16 protein-coding genes are annotated in these 17,391 nt (G+C 61.5%); 2 read left to right on the forward strand and 14 right to left on the reverse strand.

The features are described from left to right. Positions 1-116: 116 nt before the first annotated feature. Entirely contained in the window at positions 117-356 is a 240-nt protein-coding gene (locus tag RW095_RS09695; RefSeq protein ID WP_317018725.1) for a hypothetical protein, read from the forward strand. 368 nt (positions 357-724) lie between these two features. Here RW095_RS09695 and RW095_RS09700 read toward each other — a convergent pair whose 3' ends face one another. Both RW095_RS09700 and RW095_RS09705 read right to left on the reverse strand, forming a co-directional pair. Next, positions 725-1,570 carry a helix-turn-helix domain-containing protein gene (locus RW095_RS09700; protein WP_317018726.1) on the reverse strand — a complete coding sequence of 282 codons (846 nt, stop codon included), beginning with the start codon at positions 1,568-1,570 and terminating at the stop codon, positions 725-727. Positions 1,571-1,607: 37 nt separating this feature from the next. Next, a complete protein-coding gene (locus tag RW095_RS09705; protein WP_317018728.1) occupies positions 1,608-2,165 on the reverse strand; it encodes a carboxymuconolactone decarboxylase family protein in 558 nt (185 codons plus the stop codon). 261 nt (positions 2,166-2,426) lie between these two features. Here RW095_RS09705 and RW095_RS09710 point away from each other — a divergent pair, with 261 nt between their 5' ends. After that, entirely contained in the window at positions 2,427-3,599 is a 1,173-nt protein-coding gene (locus RW095_RS09710; RefSeq protein ID WP_317018729.1) for a TIGR03118 family protein, read from the forward strand. A 169-nt stretch (positions 3,600-3,768) separates the two neighbouring features. Here RW095_RS09710 and RW095_RS09715 read toward each other — a convergent pair whose 3' ends face one another. The 12 genes from RW095_RS09715 to RW095_RS09770 form a co-directional block, all read right to left on the reverse strand. Further along, positions 3,769-4,851 (reverse strand): GlxA family transcriptional regulator, encoded by a 1,083-nt coding sequence (locus RW095_RS09715; protein ID WP_317018730.1) that lies wholly within the window; start codon positions 4,849-4,851, stop codon positions 3,769-3,771. Between the two features lie 97 nt (positions 4,852-4,948). After that, the gene (locus RW095_RS09720) at positions 4,949-5,749 is read right to left on the reverse strand and encodes a crotonase/enoyl-CoA hydratase family protein (protein ID WP_317018732.1); all 801 of its coding nucleotides are present in this window, start codon (positions 5,747-5,749) and stop codon (positions 4,949-4,951) included. Positions 5,750-5,751: 2 nt separating this feature from the next. Beyond that, complete coding sequence (locus RW095_RS09725; protein WP_317018733.1) at positions 5,752-7,350, reverse strand: class I adenylate-forming enzyme family protein; 1,599 nt, start codon at positions 7,348-7,350, stop codon at positions 5,752-5,754. A gap of 18 nt (positions 7,351-7,368) precedes the next feature. After that, on the reverse strand, positions 7,369-8,556 hold the full coding sequence (locus tag RW095_RS09730) for an acyl-CoA dehydrogenase family protein (protein ID WP_317018735.1): 1,188 nt from the start codon (positions 8,554-8,556) through the stop codon (positions 7,369-7,371). Between the two features lie 13 nt (positions 8,557-8,569). Beyond that, the gene (locus RW095_RS09735) at positions 8,570-9,448 is read right to left on the reverse strand and encodes a nitrilase-related carbon-nitrogen hydrolase (protein ID WP_317018736.1); all 879 of its coding nucleotides are present in this window, start codon (positions 9,446-9,448) and stop codon (positions 8,570-8,572) included. 35 nt (positions 9,449-9,483) lie between these two features. Next, on the reverse strand, positions 9,484-10,380 hold the full coding sequence (locus tag RW095_RS09740) for a glycine betaine ABC transporter substrate-binding protein (RefSeq protein WP_317018738.1): 897 nt from the start codon (positions 10,378-10,380) through the stop codon (positions 9,484-9,486). Positions 10,381-10,416: 36 nt separating this feature from the next. Further along, positions 10,417-11,136 (reverse strand): ABC transporter permease, encoded by a 720-nt coding sequence (locus RW095_RS09745; RefSeq protein WP_317018739.1) that lies wholly within the window; start codon positions 11,134-11,136, stop codon positions 10,417-10,419. After that, complete coding sequence (locus RW095_RS09750) at positions 11,133-12,251, reverse strand: ABC transporter ATP-binding protein (protein WP_317018741.1); 1,119 nt, start codon at positions 12,249-12,251, stop codon at positions 11,133-11,135. Before RW095_RS09750 ends, RW095_RS09745 begins: the two co-directional genes overlap by 4 nt. A 2-nt stretch (positions 12,252-12,253) precedes the next feature. Then, the gene (locus RW095_RS09755) at positions 12,254-12,979 is read right to left on the reverse strand and encodes an ABC transporter permease (protein ID WP_317018742.1); all 726 of its coding nucleotides are present in this window, start codon (positions 12,977-12,979) and stop codon (positions 12,254-12,256) included. Between the two features lie 389 nt (positions 12,980-13,368). Further along, positions 13,369-14,721: an MFS transporter gene (locus RW095_RS09760; protein ID WP_317018744.1), complete on the reverse strand. Its 1,353-nt coding sequence runs from the start codon at positions 14,719-14,721 to the stop codon at positions 13,369-13,371. A 188-nt stretch (positions 14,722-14,909) separates the two neighbouring features. Continuing rightward, positions 14,910-16,475, reverse strand: a complete 1,566-nt coding sequence (locus RW095_RS09765; protein WP_317018746.1) for a hypothetical protein — start codon at positions 16,473-16,475, stop codon at positions 14,910-14,912. Between the two features lie 201 nt (positions 16,476-16,676). After that, the gene (locus RW095_RS09770; RefSeq protein WP_317018747.1) at positions 16,677-17,369 is read right to left on the reverse strand and encodes a phosphatase PAP2 family protein; all 693 of its coding nucleotides are present in this window, start codon (positions 17,367-17,369) and stop codon (positions 16,677-16,679) included. Positions 17,370-17,391 lie beyond the last annotated feature (22 nt).

Genomic DNA, 17,391 nt, shown 5'->3' on the forward strand with positions numbered 1-17,391 from the left:
CGATTCGCTGCGAGCGCCGCATCTGGCACGAGCAATGCGCGCAGTAAGGCCGGGTGTGCCTTGATGCAAACAAGCGCGTCCATCGGTACGAAGCTCGCGCTTTCATCGCAAAGCCAATGATGGTTCTCTTCTTTTCGGAGGTTGAAATGGCAACAGAAACTTACGCAGGCCGCACTCAGGACGATCGCGCCGCGGCGCGCAAGGGTGAACGCGTCCCCGCCCAGGAACAGCCGGGCGGCAAAATGGCTGTAGAAGGTACAAAGCCGGACGCGTCGCACAGTAGCGGAGAGTTGTCCGAGGAAGGTAAGCGCGCCTGGCAACAAGGCAACACCATCGGCGGAAAGCCTGAGGCTTGACCTGAGGCGGAACTGCGGCTGAGTTGGTCGTGACTCGCGTCCCGCACAGGCGGGACGTGGCGTTGCGTCCGGTCCGCAAGCACCGTTCCCTCGTCATAGGAATATTGGTCCGTTGGCCGCGCGTCTCTTTGAAATCCCGCTCGCCTCTCTTGCATACGGCTCATTACCCATGCGATGAATGTGCAGCGCAGAGTAAAACCGCCTGCGGACCGTTGCAGTTGTCGGGCCTGTGGGCTGCCCGGAGCACTGTGGTGGTACGGCTGTTCTGTTAGGCGCTGAACAAACGGCCGCTCCATGTTTGCCGACGCGCGACGCCAGCGCGGCAGCACGGTAGACGCCGCGTTTAGCCATGTCCATCGAACAGCGGTTCAGCAACGTTCTGATTGCCCAGCGAGCAACTGCCGGTGGCGCGCTTCGGTTTCGTCATCGGCGGGGAACATGCATTCCAGGCGTATCTCCTGTGCGCTAACGTTCTGCGGTGCACCAACGGTCGTGACCATCGAGAAATATCGAAGGACCACGTCCCCGCTGACGAGACCTATCGGAATGACAGGCATCGTGGGGACGGCGGACGGCGCATGATGCGTCTTCCAGTCGCGCGGCACATCGGGATAGGCGAGCAGTTCGTCGAGCAGACGCCTCGTGCCGGCATCGACGACGTGACCGATCGACTCCCGATACACCCGTTGCAGCAGGCTTCGCGAGACCGTGTCCCAATCGGCCACGAATGGGCGCATGCCCTGCGGGTCGAAGATCAGATGCAGCATGTTGCGTGGACTTTTGCGCGAGGCCATGTCGATGAAACAATCGAAGAAGCGCGGAGCCGCGTCGTTGGTCATGAGAACGTTCCAGTGCCGATCCATCACGATCGCCGGGAAGGGCTCATGCTGGCGAACCACGCGCTCTAGCGCGGCGATCACACCGTGCATCTCTTGTGCGTTCCAGGGCGCTTCCGAATACACCGGTGCATAGCCGGCCGCGAGCAACAGCGCATTGCGCTCGCGCAGCGGCACGTCGAGCGTCTGTGCAAGCGTCAGCAACGTGTCGCGCCCCGGCACACTGCGCCCGCTTTCGATAAAGCTGATCTGGCGCTGCGAGACGCCGGCTTCGAGCGACAGATCCAGTTGACTCACGCCACGCATATCGCGCCAATAGCGCAGCAAGTCGCCAAGCTCACTCTGCGCCGCTTTCGGATCGGGACTGCTCGCGTTCATCGGATTTCCCTAGTCAAGGTGAAGAATTGAAAAAGACTCAGCGTGTAGGCGCATGCCAGACGAATTCCTCGAACTGCGCTTCAAGTTGAGGCTGCGTTACGCTGCCCGTGTAGTTCGTGATCGTCGATGCCGCAACCACCGCAATGATCTCGAGTATCTGCTCAGCGCTGAACCCCGCTTCCACGAAGCGTGTCTGGTCCGATTCTGTCAGGTGCCCGCGCTTCTCTATCAGCGTGCGCGCGAATGCGGATAGCGCGGCCAGTTCGCGGTCATCAGGCAAGACACCGTGGCGGATCGCGTCGACGTCGGCGGCATGCACGCCCTCTTTCAACGCTAGCGCCGTGTGAAATGCAACGGCCCAAACGCTTGCATTCGTCACCGCGTTGGTCAGCAACAGCGTCTGAATCTGCGGCTCGGTCAAACTGCTCGCATGGACGCGCTCGAACAGGCCGATGAAACCGTTGATCAGCACCGGCGAATGAGCCATTCTGGCCGCGATGTTCGGGATCAGGCCGAACGCCTGTTGCAATTGCTGGAGCACGGGCTTTGATTCTGCTGGAGCGGATTCGATCGTGTACGCGGGATAGCGGGACATGGTATCTCCTTGGCGGTAAGCGCAACCGGAATGGAAGCGCGACAGACAAAGAGTAGAAGCGGTCGCTCATGGCGCCAATTACATCGCATGTAATCGCCGCGCGGCGAACCCGGGACAGCGCGTAAATTTCGCAATCCGCTTTTATCTATCCTGTTCAGCCATAGAAAGCACGCGCAAATAAGTTTCCACCACTGGAATAAACCTGTTCGCCTTCTCGTTCATTCAGCGTTGTGACCTTTGGACGGAACAAGGAGTGCGGCCATGAAGTCTCTACTCGCAGCGTTCACCGTCGTAGCCTGCGGCGCGGCTATCGCGACACTCGTATCATGCGGCGGCAGTTCCAATTCGAACAGTTCTGCGCCGCCTGCGCAGTCGTCGTTCACCGCAACGGCGCTCGTCTCGGATGGCGCCGTGTCAGCGGCGCACACCGACGTCAATCTGAAGAATGCCTGGGGCGTGGCCTTCAATCCGAAAGGCTTCGTCTGGGTCGCCGACAACGGAACCAACCTCGCGACACTCTATGACGGCAACGGCGTACCGCAATCGCTGGTCGTCACGATCCCGGATGGCACGAATGGAACAGCGTCGCCGACAGGCATCGTATTCAACGGCACGCAAAGCTTCAACGTGACGCGAAACGGCAAGACTGGCCTCGCCGCATTTATCTTCGTGGGAGAAGGCGGCACCGTCACCGCGTGGGCACCTGCCGTTGGGCCGACCAATGCGTTTGTCATGTACGACGACGGCACCGGCGGCGCCGTGTACAAGGGCCTAGCGCTCGCGACGAACAACGGCAGCAACTTCCTCTACGCCACCGATTTCCATAACGGCAAGATCGACGTCTTCGACACCAACTTTGCCAAAGTCGCCATGCCCGGCGGCTTTACGGATCCATCCATTCCTGCCGGCTTTGCGCCGTTCGGCATCCAGTTGATCGGATCGAACCTGTTCGTCGCCTACGCGCAACAGGATTCCGACAAACATGACGACGTCGCCGGCGCGGGACTCGGTATGGTCGACGTATTCGATACGGCAGGTAATCTCAAACAGCACTTTGCAACGGGTGGCGCGCTGAATGCGCCATGGGGTATTGCGCAAGCGCCGAACAATTTCGGCTCATTGAGCGGCGCCGTGCTGATCGGCAATTTCGGCGACGGCAAGATCAACGCATTCAACGCATCGAGCGGTCAGTCGATGGGTGCCATCAAGAGTTCGAACGGCAGTGCGATAGTCGAGCCGGGCTTGTGGGGCATCGCGTTCGGCAACGGGCTCAACAATCAGCCGGCCACTACGCTCTTCTTCGCCGCGGGGCCCAATGACGAAGCAGACGGCGTCTATGGAAGAATCGATCTGAATCCGGCATCGACCTCGAGTTCCTCCACGGGATCGAGCACAGGCACCAGTTCGAGCGGCGGCTCGAGCATCGGCATGTAGGTCGGGGATCAGTACGGCCGCTCGGCCACAACGAGCGGCCGCATTCATTTGAGCACCGCGAGCGACGGAGCCGTCGACACAACTTGCGAGACCATCACTGTTATGCTCGACGCTGATCCGGCTCGCAGCAGGCGGAACCGGATATTGTCTGCTTACGCAATGGCGAGCTTCACTTGCCCCTGGTGGCACGCTCCTGTCCGGGCGTGGCGTCAAAGAGCTTCCGATAACACCGCCCCAGATGCGAGGCGCTAGCAAATCCGCACTGCATTGCGATGTCGAAAATGGACGATGTCGATTCGTGCAGGAGCTTTTGCGCCGCCTTCAGGCGCACGCTCAGGTAGAACTGCGAGGGCCCCATGTCGAAGTGCTTGAGCCACATACGCTCGAACTGGCGAGGCGAAATGCCGACCAGCGAGGCGAGCGTCTGCACGGGAACCGGGCGCTCTATGTTCTGCTCCATCAGCGTGATCGCATTGACGATGCGCCGGTCCTCGATACCATAGCGCCACTGAATCGCCATCTTCTGGCTCTCCTGCGACGCGCGAATACGCGTATGCAGGAACTGGTCGGCGACATCGGCCGCAAGCCGATGGTTATGCGCCCGAGCGATCACGTCCAGCATCAGATCGATCGCGGCTGTGCCGCCGCCGCAGGTAAGCCGGTCACCGTCGATGCAGTAGAGGTCGCGCGTGACCGCCAGCGAGGGAAACTCGTCGGCGAGTGCTTTTAACGCTTCCCAATGAATCGTGCAACGCCGCTTCTCGAGAAGCCCGGCGCGCGCCAGGATCATCGTGCCGAGACTCACGCCGCCGAGCGGTTTGCCCGTCGCGGCATAGCGGCGCAAAAAGTCGAACACCCGCTCGTTGCGGTAGTTCTCCACGCCGATGCTCGCCACCACGAACAGCTGATCGACAGCAATCGACGAGGTCATTGCCGATTCGGGCTGCAGCGAGAACCCTGAACTCGACGACACCGGCTCGCCGTCGGCGCTGATGAGATGCCAGCTGTACAGCGGCCTGCCGCTCACCCGGTTGGCCGCGCGCAACGGCTCGCTCGCGGAGCTGAGCGCCATCATCGAGAAGTTGGGTACCAGAAAAAAACCGATGCGTTGCGTGTCGGCCCGCCGCTCCTGGCTTGAATTCGCCGTGCTTTCCGTGTCCGCGGCGGCGAGTGCGCCCTCTCCCGCGGTTGGCCATTGAACATGGCGCGCGGCGGCAGGTTGCGGCATCGCGTCGTTGGTTTTGCTGCGCATGTCCATGCTGGATTGACCAAGGTGGCGAAACTGTCGCATATTGCGCCGCGCCGGTCCATCGCCTCGTTCGTTGCGATTTACCGATCAGAGACCGGCATCAATCGCCGGTGTAGTTCGGCGTGCGCTTCTCGAAAGTCGCGGCGAGCGCCTCGCGGTGATCCGCCGTGCGATGCACGATTCCCTGAAAGGCCGCCGACAGTTCCAGCAGGCTGGGCAGGTCCATCCGCTGTCCTTCGCGAATGAGGCGCTTGCTCATGCGCAGCGCGTTCGGCGGATTACTCGCGATGCGCGCCGCCAGTTCCTTCGCCGTTGACAGCAGCTCCGCGTCGGGCACGACCCGCGATACGAGGCCCCAGTCGAGCGCGCATTGAGCGTCGATCGGCGTGCCCGTAAAAATCATCTCGGCTGCGCGCGAGAGGCCGATCGCACGCGGCAGCAACCACGCGCCGCCGTCGCCGGGGATGATGCCTATCTTCGCAAAGCTTTCTGCGAACAGCGCGCTGTGTGCCGCAATACGGATATCGCACATCAGCGCGAGATCGCAGCCCGCGCCATGCGCCGGTCCGTTGACCGCGGCGATGCAGGGCACGTCGAGTTCATGAAATGCGCGCGGAATGCGTTGAATGCCACGCCGGTAGTTCTCGCGTATTTGCGCGGAGTTGCCGCCGAACGTGCCCACCTCGTCGCGCATGTGCTTGATGTTCCCGCCCGAGGAGAACGCGGGACCCGCGCCCGTGAGCACGATTGCGCGCACGTTCAGATCGGCTTGAGCGCGTTCGAGGTTCTCCACCAGCGCATCGACCACTTCCATTTCGGTGAGTGCGTTGCGTGTTTCCGGACGGTTCAGCGTAATTGTGGCGACGCCGCCGTCCAGTTCGTAAGTTACCGGTTCGTTCATGATTACGTTCCCGTTCGCAAAAGTTGCTCGTCCACCGAAGCGGCCAGTTCGCGCCGCAGCACCTTGCCGCTCGGATTCAGCGGCAAGCGCTCCACAAACAGCACTTTCTTTGGCCGCTTGTACGGCGCGAGGTCGTCACTGGCCTTGCAGAACGCGATGATTGCGTCTTCCGTCAACTGCGCGTCGCTGCGCACGACGAAGGCCGTCACCGCCTGGCCCCACTTCGCGTCCGGAACGCCGATCACCGCGGCCTCCTGAACGCCAGGGCAGTGGTACAACACCTCTTCGACTTCACGCGGATAGATGTTCTCGCCGCCCGAGACGATCATGTCGTCGGCGCGACCGCGGAAGTGGAAATAGCCGCCCTCGTCGACGCTGAACAGATCGCCGGTGTAGAGCCAGCCGTCGCGGAACTTCCTGGCCGTTTCGACTGGATTGTTCCAGTAGGCGCGCGCCAGTTGCGGGCCGCGCACAATCAGCTGGCCCACCTCACCGGGCACGACGCCTTCCGTCGGAGGCACGGCGCGCGCCGGGTCGTTCGTCACGACGCGGCAGGTGCTGATCAAGGTCGGCTTACCGCAGGAGCCGAGGCGCGACAGTGCGTCGCGTGGATGCAGCAGCAGCGTGAGGCTCGCTTCCGTCATGCCGTAGCCGTTGTACACGTTCGGACAGAACTCATCGATCACCCGTTGCATGGCTGCGGCGGGAATGGCCGCGCCGCCTGTGGTGATCATCCGCAGGCTGCTGTGATCGCTCTGCGTGAATGCGGGATGAAACAGCATGTCCTGAATCTGCGTCGGCACGGCAAACAGTGTCGTGACGCGATGTTGCGCAATGGCGACGAGCGTGCGCTCCGGATCGTAGCGCGGCAGCACGATGTTGGCCGCGCCGACCATCAGGTGCGGCATGAAATACGCCTGCATGCCGCCAACGTGGTAAAGCGGCGCGATATGGAGCGCCGAGTCAGTGCTCGTGAGGCTGTACTCCATCACACAGTTCGTCGCGATCGCGACGTCGTTGCCATGCGTGTGTATCGCGCCTTTCGGACGCCCCGTCGTGCCAGACGTGTAGACGAGCGCCGAGATATCGTCGGGCATCAGCGTAGGTAACGGCGCATCGCGATGGCGCGTGTTGTCTATCAGCGCATCGAAGTCGTGATGATACGAGGGCGCATCGTGGCGATCGGGCTCATCCGTATGGTTTCCGTGCCCTGTCACGCGCACGTAGATGCGCAGATCGGGCAAGCCCTGTTCGATCTTCGCGACGACCGGCTGCATCGAATGGTCGTAGATCAGAGCGCGTGCACCGGCATCGCGAATGATGAATACCGCTTCGTTCGCGGACAGCCGGTAGTTCATCGGCACGGCAATCGCGCCCAGCAACTGGCAGGCAAGATAAGCGGTGGCCGTTGCGTCGGAAGTCTTCTGAAAGATAGCAACGCGGTCCGTTTGCCGCACGCCCAGGTCGAACAGCGCCTGCGCGAGTCCGCGTACGCGCGCGTCCCACTGCGCGTAGGTAAAACGCGCGTCGCCGCAGACCAGCGCGAGACGGTCGGGGTACTTCGCGACCGTGTTTTCGAACAGCGAGGTAATGGTCAGCATGATGGAAATGGAATGCGCTCAGAGGTTGATCTTCAGATCGGGGAGATCGCGCGAGGCGATCAGGTATTTCGCCATTTCCGACGTCCCGCCGACAATCGTCAGCGCGCGCGCGTCGCGATACAGCTGTTCGGCGCGGCCGTATTCCTTGGTGAGGCCATCGCCACCCAATATCTGCACCGTTTCGTTGACACAGAAATTCGCCGTCTCGGTCGCGACCAGCTTGGCCATTGCCGCTTCCTTCATCAGCGCCTTGCCGTCGACGCCGGCGTCGTACATCTTGGTGGCGCGGTAGGTGATGAGTTCGGCTGCGTCGATGCGCCAGCTCATCTGCGCGATCTTGTCCCAGATCAGTTGCTTGCAGCCGAGGAATTGCCCGAACGTCTTGCGGCTTTGCGCATGCGCACGCGCGATTCCGAACGCGCTACGCGCAACGCCGAGGCCCGAGCCGCCCAGAATCGCGCGCTCGAAGTTGAACATGCCACGCATGATGGCGGAGCCCTCGCCCGCGGCGCCCAACACGTGGTCGGCGGGCACGCGGCAATTGTCGAATTTCACCTCGCCGACGATGCAGCCGTGCCGGCCCATGAATGTGTAGTTGCGCGGAAAGCTGATGCCCCGGGCGTCCTTGGGCACGGCCACCGCCGTGATGCCGGGCTTCGCGCTATCGCGGGGCGTGATGCCGTAGGCGATATAAACGTCCGCTACCGAAGCGTTCGAGATATAGCGCTTGAACCCGTTGACGACCCATTCGTCGGTGCGTGCGTCGTATTCGACGCGCGTTTGCATGTCGGCGGAATCGCTACCCGTGCCCGGCTCGGTCACGCAGATCGCGCCGACGGCGCGGCCATCCAGAATCGGTTCGAGATAGGCATCGCGCAGTGCCTCGCTCGCGTGACGATGCAACGGGTATGCGCAACTCAACGCCGTAGCAATGGTCGTTTCGAATGCATAGTTGATGGCGGACGCTTCCTCCGACAATATCGTCGCGTGCGTGAGTCCGGGCTTTTTCAGCGAGCCGCGATAAAGGTCCACGAACATCAGCCGCAGATAACCGGCTTCAGCCAGTGCGCGCACCACGTGCTTGACGGCGTCCCAGTCGCGGCGGTCTTCTATATCGGCGGCGCGCGGCGCGAGTTCGCGCTGCAGAAAGGCCCGCACTTCCGCGCGGAACGCGCGGTCTTCGTCGGTAAGGAGAAAATCTTGCATGGCAGACGACACTTCAGGTATTGACAGGTGAATGAGCCGCTCGGATGCCGCGGCCCGCATAGACGCGTGAATCCCGCACCGTCGGCAGCAGGAACCGTGCTTCGCGCAGCGCCGCGTAGTCGAGTTCGCCGACGACCAGTTCTTCCTCGGTAGTCGAGCCCATCGCAACCGTGTTGCCGAACGGATCGAGAATGCGCGAGCCGCCCCAGAAACGCAGCATGCCTTCGGTGCCGATCCGGTTCGCCATCACCACGGCGACCCCGTAGGTCACTGCGTAGAAGCGCAGGTTCAGTTCCCATGCAGAAGGATTGTCGAAGCCGCCCCCTACCGCTTCGCGCGCCGAACTGATCGGAGCGGCGAGCAGCGTGACCCCGTCGCACATCAGGTCGTGCACGAGAGCCGGGTTCCACAGGTCGTTGCAGATCGGCGTGGCGACGCGCCAGTCGCGGTCGATGCCGAATGCGCCGAGATCCGCTCCCGGCGCGTAATACAGGCCATCGCGCAGCTTGCCGTAGGTCGCCAGTTGGATCTTGCGATGCACGTGCACAATCCTTCCGTGCGTCACGGTCGCCTGGCTGTTGTAGAACTGGCCGCCAGGCGCTTCTTCGATGAAACCGAACGATGTATGAAGACCGACGCTCGCTTCGGCAAGCGCCGCAATGGCCGGGTGATCGACATGCATTGCGAGCTGCAGCGCGTCTTTGCCCGCGCTATGTCCGCACAGCGACAATTCGGGGAACAGCAGTATCGAGACGCCGTGCTTGCGCGCTTCGCCGATCATGCTCAGGTGCTTGCCGAGGTTGGCGTCCAGATCGCCGTATGAACTGTCGATCTGCGCGGCAGCGACTTTCAGCGCGCCGTCTCGCGGCGCGTCGAGGGAAGACGAAGGCATGTTCTTGTCTCTCAGGTTGGGGCGGATCTCAAGCGTTACAGCAGACCCGCTTGCTTCAGAAAGTCATGCGAGACTTCGCTGAACGATTTCTTTTGCACGTCGACGGATGCGTTCAATCGAGCCATCGTCGGCGCGTCGAGCTTTGCCGAGAGCGAGTTCAGGATCGGGCCGAGCGTCGGGTTCGCGTCGAGCGTCGCCTTGCGGATCACGGGCGTCAGCGCATAGGAAGGGAAAAAGCCCTTGTCGTCCTTGAGAATGACGAAGTTGAATGCGGGCACGCGGCCATCGGTGGCGAAAACGAGCGCAATGTCCACCTGACGGTCCTTCAGCGCCTGATACGTGAGACCCGAGTCCATCCGCTTGACCTCGTCCTGCGAAAATTCGAAGCCGTAGAGCTTTTGCAGCGGACGCAGCCCATCGGGGCGGGCATAGAACTCCGAGTTGGACGCGAAGCTCAGCGTCTTGCCGGACTTGATGGCCTTCGCCAGATCGCTAAGGGTCACGATGCCCAGCTTCTTTGCTTCGTCCTGGTTCATCGCGAACGAGTAAGTATTGTTCGCACGCGAAGGGTCGAGCCACACCAGACCTTTCCCGGCGTCCAGTTCCTTTACCTTCTTGTAAGTGTCTTCCGGCGACAAGCGGTCATTGATCTTGTTGTACGTGATCAGCGACGTTCCGGTGTATTCCCAATACACGTCGACCTGTCCGTTCTCCTGCGCCGCGCGCAACACCGCGCTGCCCAAGCCGTCTTTTTTCGTAACGGCGAAACCCTTGGCCTGCAATAGCTCCGTCGTCATTTCGGCGAGCAGTTGCTGTTCCGTGAAGTTCTTGCCGCCGACCACGACATTTGCCGCCGCACAGGTAATGGCCCACGACGACGCAAAGGAAAGGGCAACGAGCGCGCAGGCCCGCTTGAAGAAGGCAGTGTTCATGATGTCCTCGAAGAAACGCGTATGCGTGTGATTGAACTAGCGTTGGGGAGTGACGCCGCGCGACACGAGATGCACCTGCATCTGGCCGATGAGCACGTCGGTGAGAACCGCGAGCACCGCGGTTGGAATGGCGCCTGCCAGCAGCATCGAAAAGTCGTTCATGTCGATGCCGGTAAAAATCAGTTCACCGAGTCCGCCGCCGCCGACCAGAAATGCAAGCGGCGCCGTGCCGACGGTGATGGCGAGCGCGGTGCGAATGCCCGCAAAGATCACATAAAGCGCGTTCGGCAGTTCGACGCGCAATAAGACCTGCCTCGGTGTCATGCCCATGCCGGTGGCCGCTTCGATCAGCGCGCGCGGCACAGCGCGCAAGCCTTCGAGCGTGTTCAGCACGATGGGCAGCAAGGTAGCCACCCACAACGCGAAGATCGACGGCCAGCGGCCGATGCCGAGCACGCTCATGGCGAGCGCGAGCAGCGCGAGCTTCGGCACGGCCTGCCCCATGTTGAGCGTCTGCAGGAGCGCTTGACCGGCGCGTGCGTGTTTGCCCGACTCGCGGCTCAGATAGATGCCGAGCGGCACGGCAACGACAATTGCGAGTCCGCCTGCGATCGCGACCATCGTCATCTGCGTGATGGACTGGTAGACGATATCGCTGCGATATTGCGCAATGGATAGAAGCCAGTTGTCCGCGCGCGCTTGCAGCGGCGCGGCGCAAGCGAACAGGACAGCGCAGCGTGAGAGCAGTGTTTTCATGCACAGGTCTCCGCAGGCAGACGCAACATGTCGACGATGTGCGCCTGATTCACGTAACCGACGAAGCGGCCGTCGTCGTCCACAGTAGCCAGCCAGGATTGCCCGAGTGCGAACATGGACGAAATCACACTGCGCAGGTCATCGTTATGACGCGCCACGCCTTGCACGGGTCTCGCGTGGCCTGCCAACAGCGTGCCCTCGATTCCGCTAAGCTCCGCAGCGCTGAGATAGCCTTGCGGCTTGCCCGCGGCATCGAGCAAGACGATATGTTCGACGCCGTGCCGTTCGAGCAACGCCCGTGCGCGCTCGCTGCTGTCGCCCACGCGTGCGGCGCAATCGCAGTCCGACAAAGCGTCCCTGGCACGCACGAGGCGCAGCCGCTTCAACGCGCGGTCCGCACCGACGAAGCCGGCAATGAACGGGCTCGCGGGCCGCGCGAGAATCGTGTCCGGCGTGTCGAACTGTTCGAGCCTGCCTCCGCGAAAGATGGCGATGCGGTCGGCCATTTTCACGGCTTCGTCGATGTCGTGGCTGACGAACATGATCGTCTTCTTCACCTGCTGCTGAATGCGCAGGAACTCGTCCTGGATCAACTCGCGATTGATCGGGTCGATTGCGCCGAACGGTTCGTCCATCAGCATGACGGGCGGATCGGTCGCGAGCGCGCGCGCTACCCCGACGCGCTGCTGCTGGCCGCCCGAAAGGTCCTTCGGATAGCGCGACAGATACGTCGACGGATCGAGCGCCACGATCTCCAGCAATTCGGCCGCGCGGCGCTTAGCCTTCGTCTTGTCCCAGCCGAGCAGGCGCGGCACCACGCTGATGTTCTCCTCGACCGTCATGTTGGGGAACAACCCGATCTGCTGGATCACGTAGCCAATCTGGCGGCGCAATTCGACCACTTCGAACTCGTCGGTATCGCGGCCGTCGATAAAAATCTTGCCCGAACTCGGCTGGATCAGACGGTTGATCATCTTCAACGTAGTCGTCTTGCCGCAGCCCGAGGGGCCTAGCAGCACGCAGATTTCGCCCGCGCCGACTTCCATGTCGATGCCGTCGACCACCGGGGCGCTCGCGCCTTCATAGCGCTTCGAGATGCTGGAGAGCTTGATCATGGTTATTGCGCGTGATGAGGAGATTTACGGAACGACGCCCATGCGCCAAGACGCAATGCAAGTCTGCCGGTACGCGAAGGGCTGCGAAGGCCTTTCGGCGTCAGCAGACGCTGCACCCAGCCGAGACCATAGTCGGCGGCGATGGCAAGGACGCTCACGAGAATCGCGCCGGCAATCAACTGACGCGGGTCCGATTGGGAAATGCCGCGGCTGATCAGCTTGCCGAGCCCGCCCGCACCGATATAGGCGGCGACAGCGGCAATGCCGACATTGATCACCACGGCCATGCGCACGCCCGCCATGATGATGGGCAGCGCAATAGGAATCTCGACTTTCCACAGACGCTGGCGCGTTGTCATGCCGATGCCGCGCGCGGCTTCGCGCAACGCAGGGTCGATGTTGGTGATCGCCGTGTACGTGTTGCGCACGATCGGCAGTTGCGAATAGAGAAAAAGCGCAATGACCGTCGGCAGAAAGCCGATGCCCTGGCCGATCACCGACAGGACCGGGATCATCAAACCGAACAGCGCAACCGAGGGAATGGTCATCAGGATCGCCGCGAGATACAACACGATCTTCGCGGCGCGCGCATTTGCCGTTATTACGATGCCGAGCGGCACGCCCGTGAGAATGGCGAGACCGACACCCACGCCGACGATCTCAACGTGCTCGACGGTGAGCCTGATGATCGACGCAAAGTTATCGAGCATGAAAGCAAGGGTTTCCACGTTGTCTCCCGTTCCGGCGTTGACGGCCTGTTTCAGGCGCGTGTCGGTGTGCTTCGCTATGCGCCAAAGATAGCCGGACAAAATTGGGAACCCTTCATCTGCATTCGACGTCGTTTGTCACAAAAGCGACATCGCGATTTTGTCGCCCGGCATTTTCCTTACGGCATGGGCGTTAGCTGGTGAACAGACAAGGGTAATCCCCGTCCTGTAAGCGACAGGTTGCGGCCGCGGGGAGATTTGGCAGAATTCGGGAAAGGTGCCGGGCGGGAGTTGCGGCGTGACGATTCGCGCTAAGTCGTTGAATTGGCAACGGCGCGCGCAGCGCGTTCTGGCAATCATCGGCAAGAACGATCAGCCGCCCAACGCCTGTGAGCCCGCGTGGCTTTCCGTTATCGCCCTTGCTGACGCGACACGCTGCGCACCGTCAGCGTGGCGAGCGCGCCTGTGACGAGCGCCGTGAAGAGATAGAGCCCGGACGGGCCCGCGACCGCCATCGTCGCGGAGGCGAGTGTCGGGCCGGCGCTCGCTCCCACCGAGAAGATCAGCAGCAGACCGGCGCTCACGGCGACGCGCTCCTCGGCGGGTATGCAGTCGTTCACGTACGAAGTGACGACGCCGTACATGGAAAACGCCACCGCCACATAGAGATAGCCGAAGGCCCGGATCAATCCGCCATCGCGCAGCAGGAACAGCAGCACGCTCAGCGACCCGGCGATTGCCGCAAGACATAGCAGCACCTTGCGCCGGTCGAACCGGTCGGCCAGCCGCGCGACCGGCCATTGCGGCACGAGCGCGGCGAGCAGCGCGAAGCCCATGAAGTGAGACACGTCCGGCACCGCATAGCCGACGCGCCGCATGAAAACGGGCTGCATCGTATAGAACGCGCTATTGATCGCGCCGGCCGACAAACACGCGGCAACGCCGAGCGGCGCCCAACGATAGATGCTTTGCAGCCCCGACAGCCCGCGCGCGAGACGCGAGCCGTATGCGGCACGGGAAGCGTCGAGCGCGCCGGCGGTTGCGGGCGCGGTGCCTGCGAGCGCGACCGGGATCAACGACGCCGTGAACAAAGCGGCGACCGCGCTGAAGAGCTCGAAGCTGCCCGGGTCCGCAAGCCCGATGAGGAACTGCCCGGTGCCGACACCGAGGTAGTTGGTGATCAGGTAAGCCGAAAATACGCGGCCCCGCTGAGCGTTGCTCGCGACCTGATGCAACCAGCTTTCGACGACCGTGAAGATCCCGACCAGACAGAAGCCCGTGACGAAGCGCAGAACGACCCACATCGCGGCCGCGCTCCACACGGCGTAGCCGAGCGCGCAGCATGCCGAGGCCGCGGCGAATGTGACGAACGCGCGGTGATGACCGACTCGCGTGATGAGCGTGCCGCCATACACAGCGCCCAGCAGGAAGCCGACGTAATACGCCGACTGCACGACGCCCACCACGATCGACGGCGCCTGCTGCTGGATGAGGCGCAACGAGATGAGCGTGCCGAGCAGGCCGTTTCCGGTGATGAGAATCGCGTAGCCCAACAGCAGGATTGCAGTGGAGCGCAAGCTCCCGACGACCGGCGCGGACACGAGGACAGGACCGGCGGGCTCGGCACCCGCAGCCGCATGGCCCGGCTGGACAGCGGCACTGAGAGAACCCGTGCTTTCCCACCGGTCGCCAAGCGGTTGCGCGTCCGATAAAAAGGACGCGCCTGTCGGCTGACGGGCCGCCGTTTCGCGTGCCTGTTTCATGCGGGCTGAGTCTCGTTCGTCCTGTGCGGCACGGTTATGGCGACGTGGCGGGGTTTCTCCTTCGAATGTAGCGGTCAACCGCCGCGCCGGCATGCCGCGAATGCGACGTCCGCTGGCACTAAAACGACATTCTGTGAACGGCCCAAGCGCTTCAGGCAGCTAGCTGATCGGCTGCATCATAACCGCGGTCATCTAGGAAGCATCCGGTAAAGCCGATGTTCCGGTAGCGTCGCAACGAGTTGCCAACCAGTTAGTGTTTCGGACAGGCGCCGTTGAGGATCGAACACTGCGAGATAGACTTCAGTAAAACGGGTTTGCAAGTCCGGAAATCTGTCTTGCAAGTCCGCTGCCCAAGCGCGCAACATACCGTCGTTCGCCCGGAATGCTTTATCGCCGTTCTCGATATCGTCCTGGAACTTCCTCAACGGGGCGTTTTCTGCGCGGTAAAGCACCGGCTGCTGGCCAGCCTTCAGATAGAGATCCGGTACGAGGACCCGATCGAGCGTTGCAAGCGCAACGACCTTATCCAGATACGGGTTCCACCGGTGAGGGGCGGTCCTTGGGGACGGGTACGTCGTATCCTGTTTGTATTGAAACAGGACAGAGCCCGATTTCAAGGACGCGAACGTAGAGCGGTACTCCTGAATGGCAGGCTTCGCCGCACGCCAATCGGCAGTTACCGTCGCAATGCGAAACAGGAAAACAATCGCAAGCGCGAGCGCGCCGGCACGTTGCAGACGCGGTGCCGACGCGCGCACATCCACCAATGCAGTGAGCAGGAATGCGAAGCTGAGCGCGCATCGCTCGACAACGCCATAAGAAGCAAATGCGGAGAACGGCGCGAATAGCGCTACCAGCGGAAGCGCAATTATCGTTATGCGGCACTCAGGCTTACAGGTCCACCATCTCATTAGAAAGCCGACGGCTAATGTCAGGCCCAGGCTCGCCAGTACTGCGACGTCGGCCGGCGGATTGCCGATTGCGAAGACATCGAGCCAACGGCTGACTTTGGCGAATATATGAACGACGCCGAAGTCGACGGACCCACGAAGTCCCCCGGTACTGCTGTGCGCCAGCAATACCACGGGAAGTACCAACGGAACGAGACTTGCGCTTGCGTGCCTGAAGAGCGAGCGGCTTCGCAACCTCCCTTCCTGCAGGAGACAGCCAAGCTCCCACGTTCCTATGACCAGTGCAAAAACGGCCAACGGAAAAAGGTGGCAAAAGTAGATCACAAGCGCGCTGCATGACGACGCTATGATCCGCGCGACCGTGAACTGGCGAAGCGCCACATGCAAGGCTATGGCCCACAAACAAAGGCCGATCCCGAACAGAAAGTTGTCGTAACCGCGTATCAGGATCCAGTTGTAGAGAAGCAGGAAACTGACCAGCGGGAACCACGACCAGCGGCCATTTACGGCACGGCTGAGAATCAGGCAGCCCGAGCTCAGCAACGCGAGTTCGACAACGATAAAGAGCCATGCGGCCCACTCCACCGGCATCAGTTGCGCGATCCACGGGACAGTCAGGTCCATCGCAAGATCGGGCAAGGGGTCCCACCGAACTATGAAGTTGCCAGCGTAGGAACCCGGATGCGCCAGAATGTCTACTCTGACGATGTTATAGAAGTGCTGTCCCAATGGCGGAATCGACGAGACGAAGAGCGGCGATGAAGCCACAACAGTGGCAATCAGCCAGACACCCCACAAATACAACGGCCTGCCGCTATGCACCGTTCCGTTTCGAGCAGTCATCAAAGCCCCTTTTCAGACTGTATAGACGTTTTGCGCGTCGATATCCTTTGGAGAAAGGACGGCGCTCATCCCGCCTCTTCATTCGCGCAGGGAATCGCCCCGTCACCGCGTGTTCCGGGAGAGATGAGAGGCAAGAGGGTCAGCGTTCGCGTAACCGGTCCCGTTTTGATCGTTCGGTCCACCGTATGAAAAACGAACGAATCAGACGACTTTGAGGACGGAAGTGGCGAAGGCTCTAAGTTCATCAAACTGGGTAACGAGCTCCACGCACAGCACGAATCCCAGCATGGCCGATGGTCCGGGGTAGCGGTCGATCCAACGCAACATGTGCGTCGCGTAATGCGCTCTCACGGAATCGCGAGTCATGATGTAAGTAATGACAATGCCAATCACGGCTCCTCCCAACAAGTCCGTCGGGTAGTGGAAGCCGAGGTAAGCGCGCGGAATGCAAATGAAAATTGCGACGTACAGGAGCGCAAGCATGCCAACGCGGCGAGAGACGATGAAGATGCCTACCGCAACCGACACCCACAACATTGCGTGATCGCTCGGAAACGAACTCCACGCTGACAACAGGCTTTCGCTTTGCGGAACAAATGGGAAATGAAGATGCAGCTCGGGCGAAAACGCCGGGCGCGTGCGGAACGGTAAAAAATGCGCCAGAAGTCTTCCGACCAGAAGAGCCAATAGCCCGCTCACGGTAGTCGCAATGACGACTTCACGCCTCCATTGCCGACGCTCGGACGACTGAAACCATATCCACCACAAAACGGGGATCAGAACCAGACCTTTGAACGTGTACATGTCCGCGATGGCTTGCACCGCATGATTACACAGAACACAAGAATTGAATCCGCTGAAGAAAGTCTCGATGCTCTTATCGAAGCTGTTCATTTTTCGCGTAGACAATAAGGTA

The organism is Paraburkholderia kirstenboschensis (assembly GCF_032806925.1).
Taxonomy (GTDB): domain Bacteria; phylum Pseudomonadota; class Gammaproteobacteria; order Burkholderiales; family Burkholderiaceae; genus Paraburkholderia; species Paraburkholderia kirstenboschensis.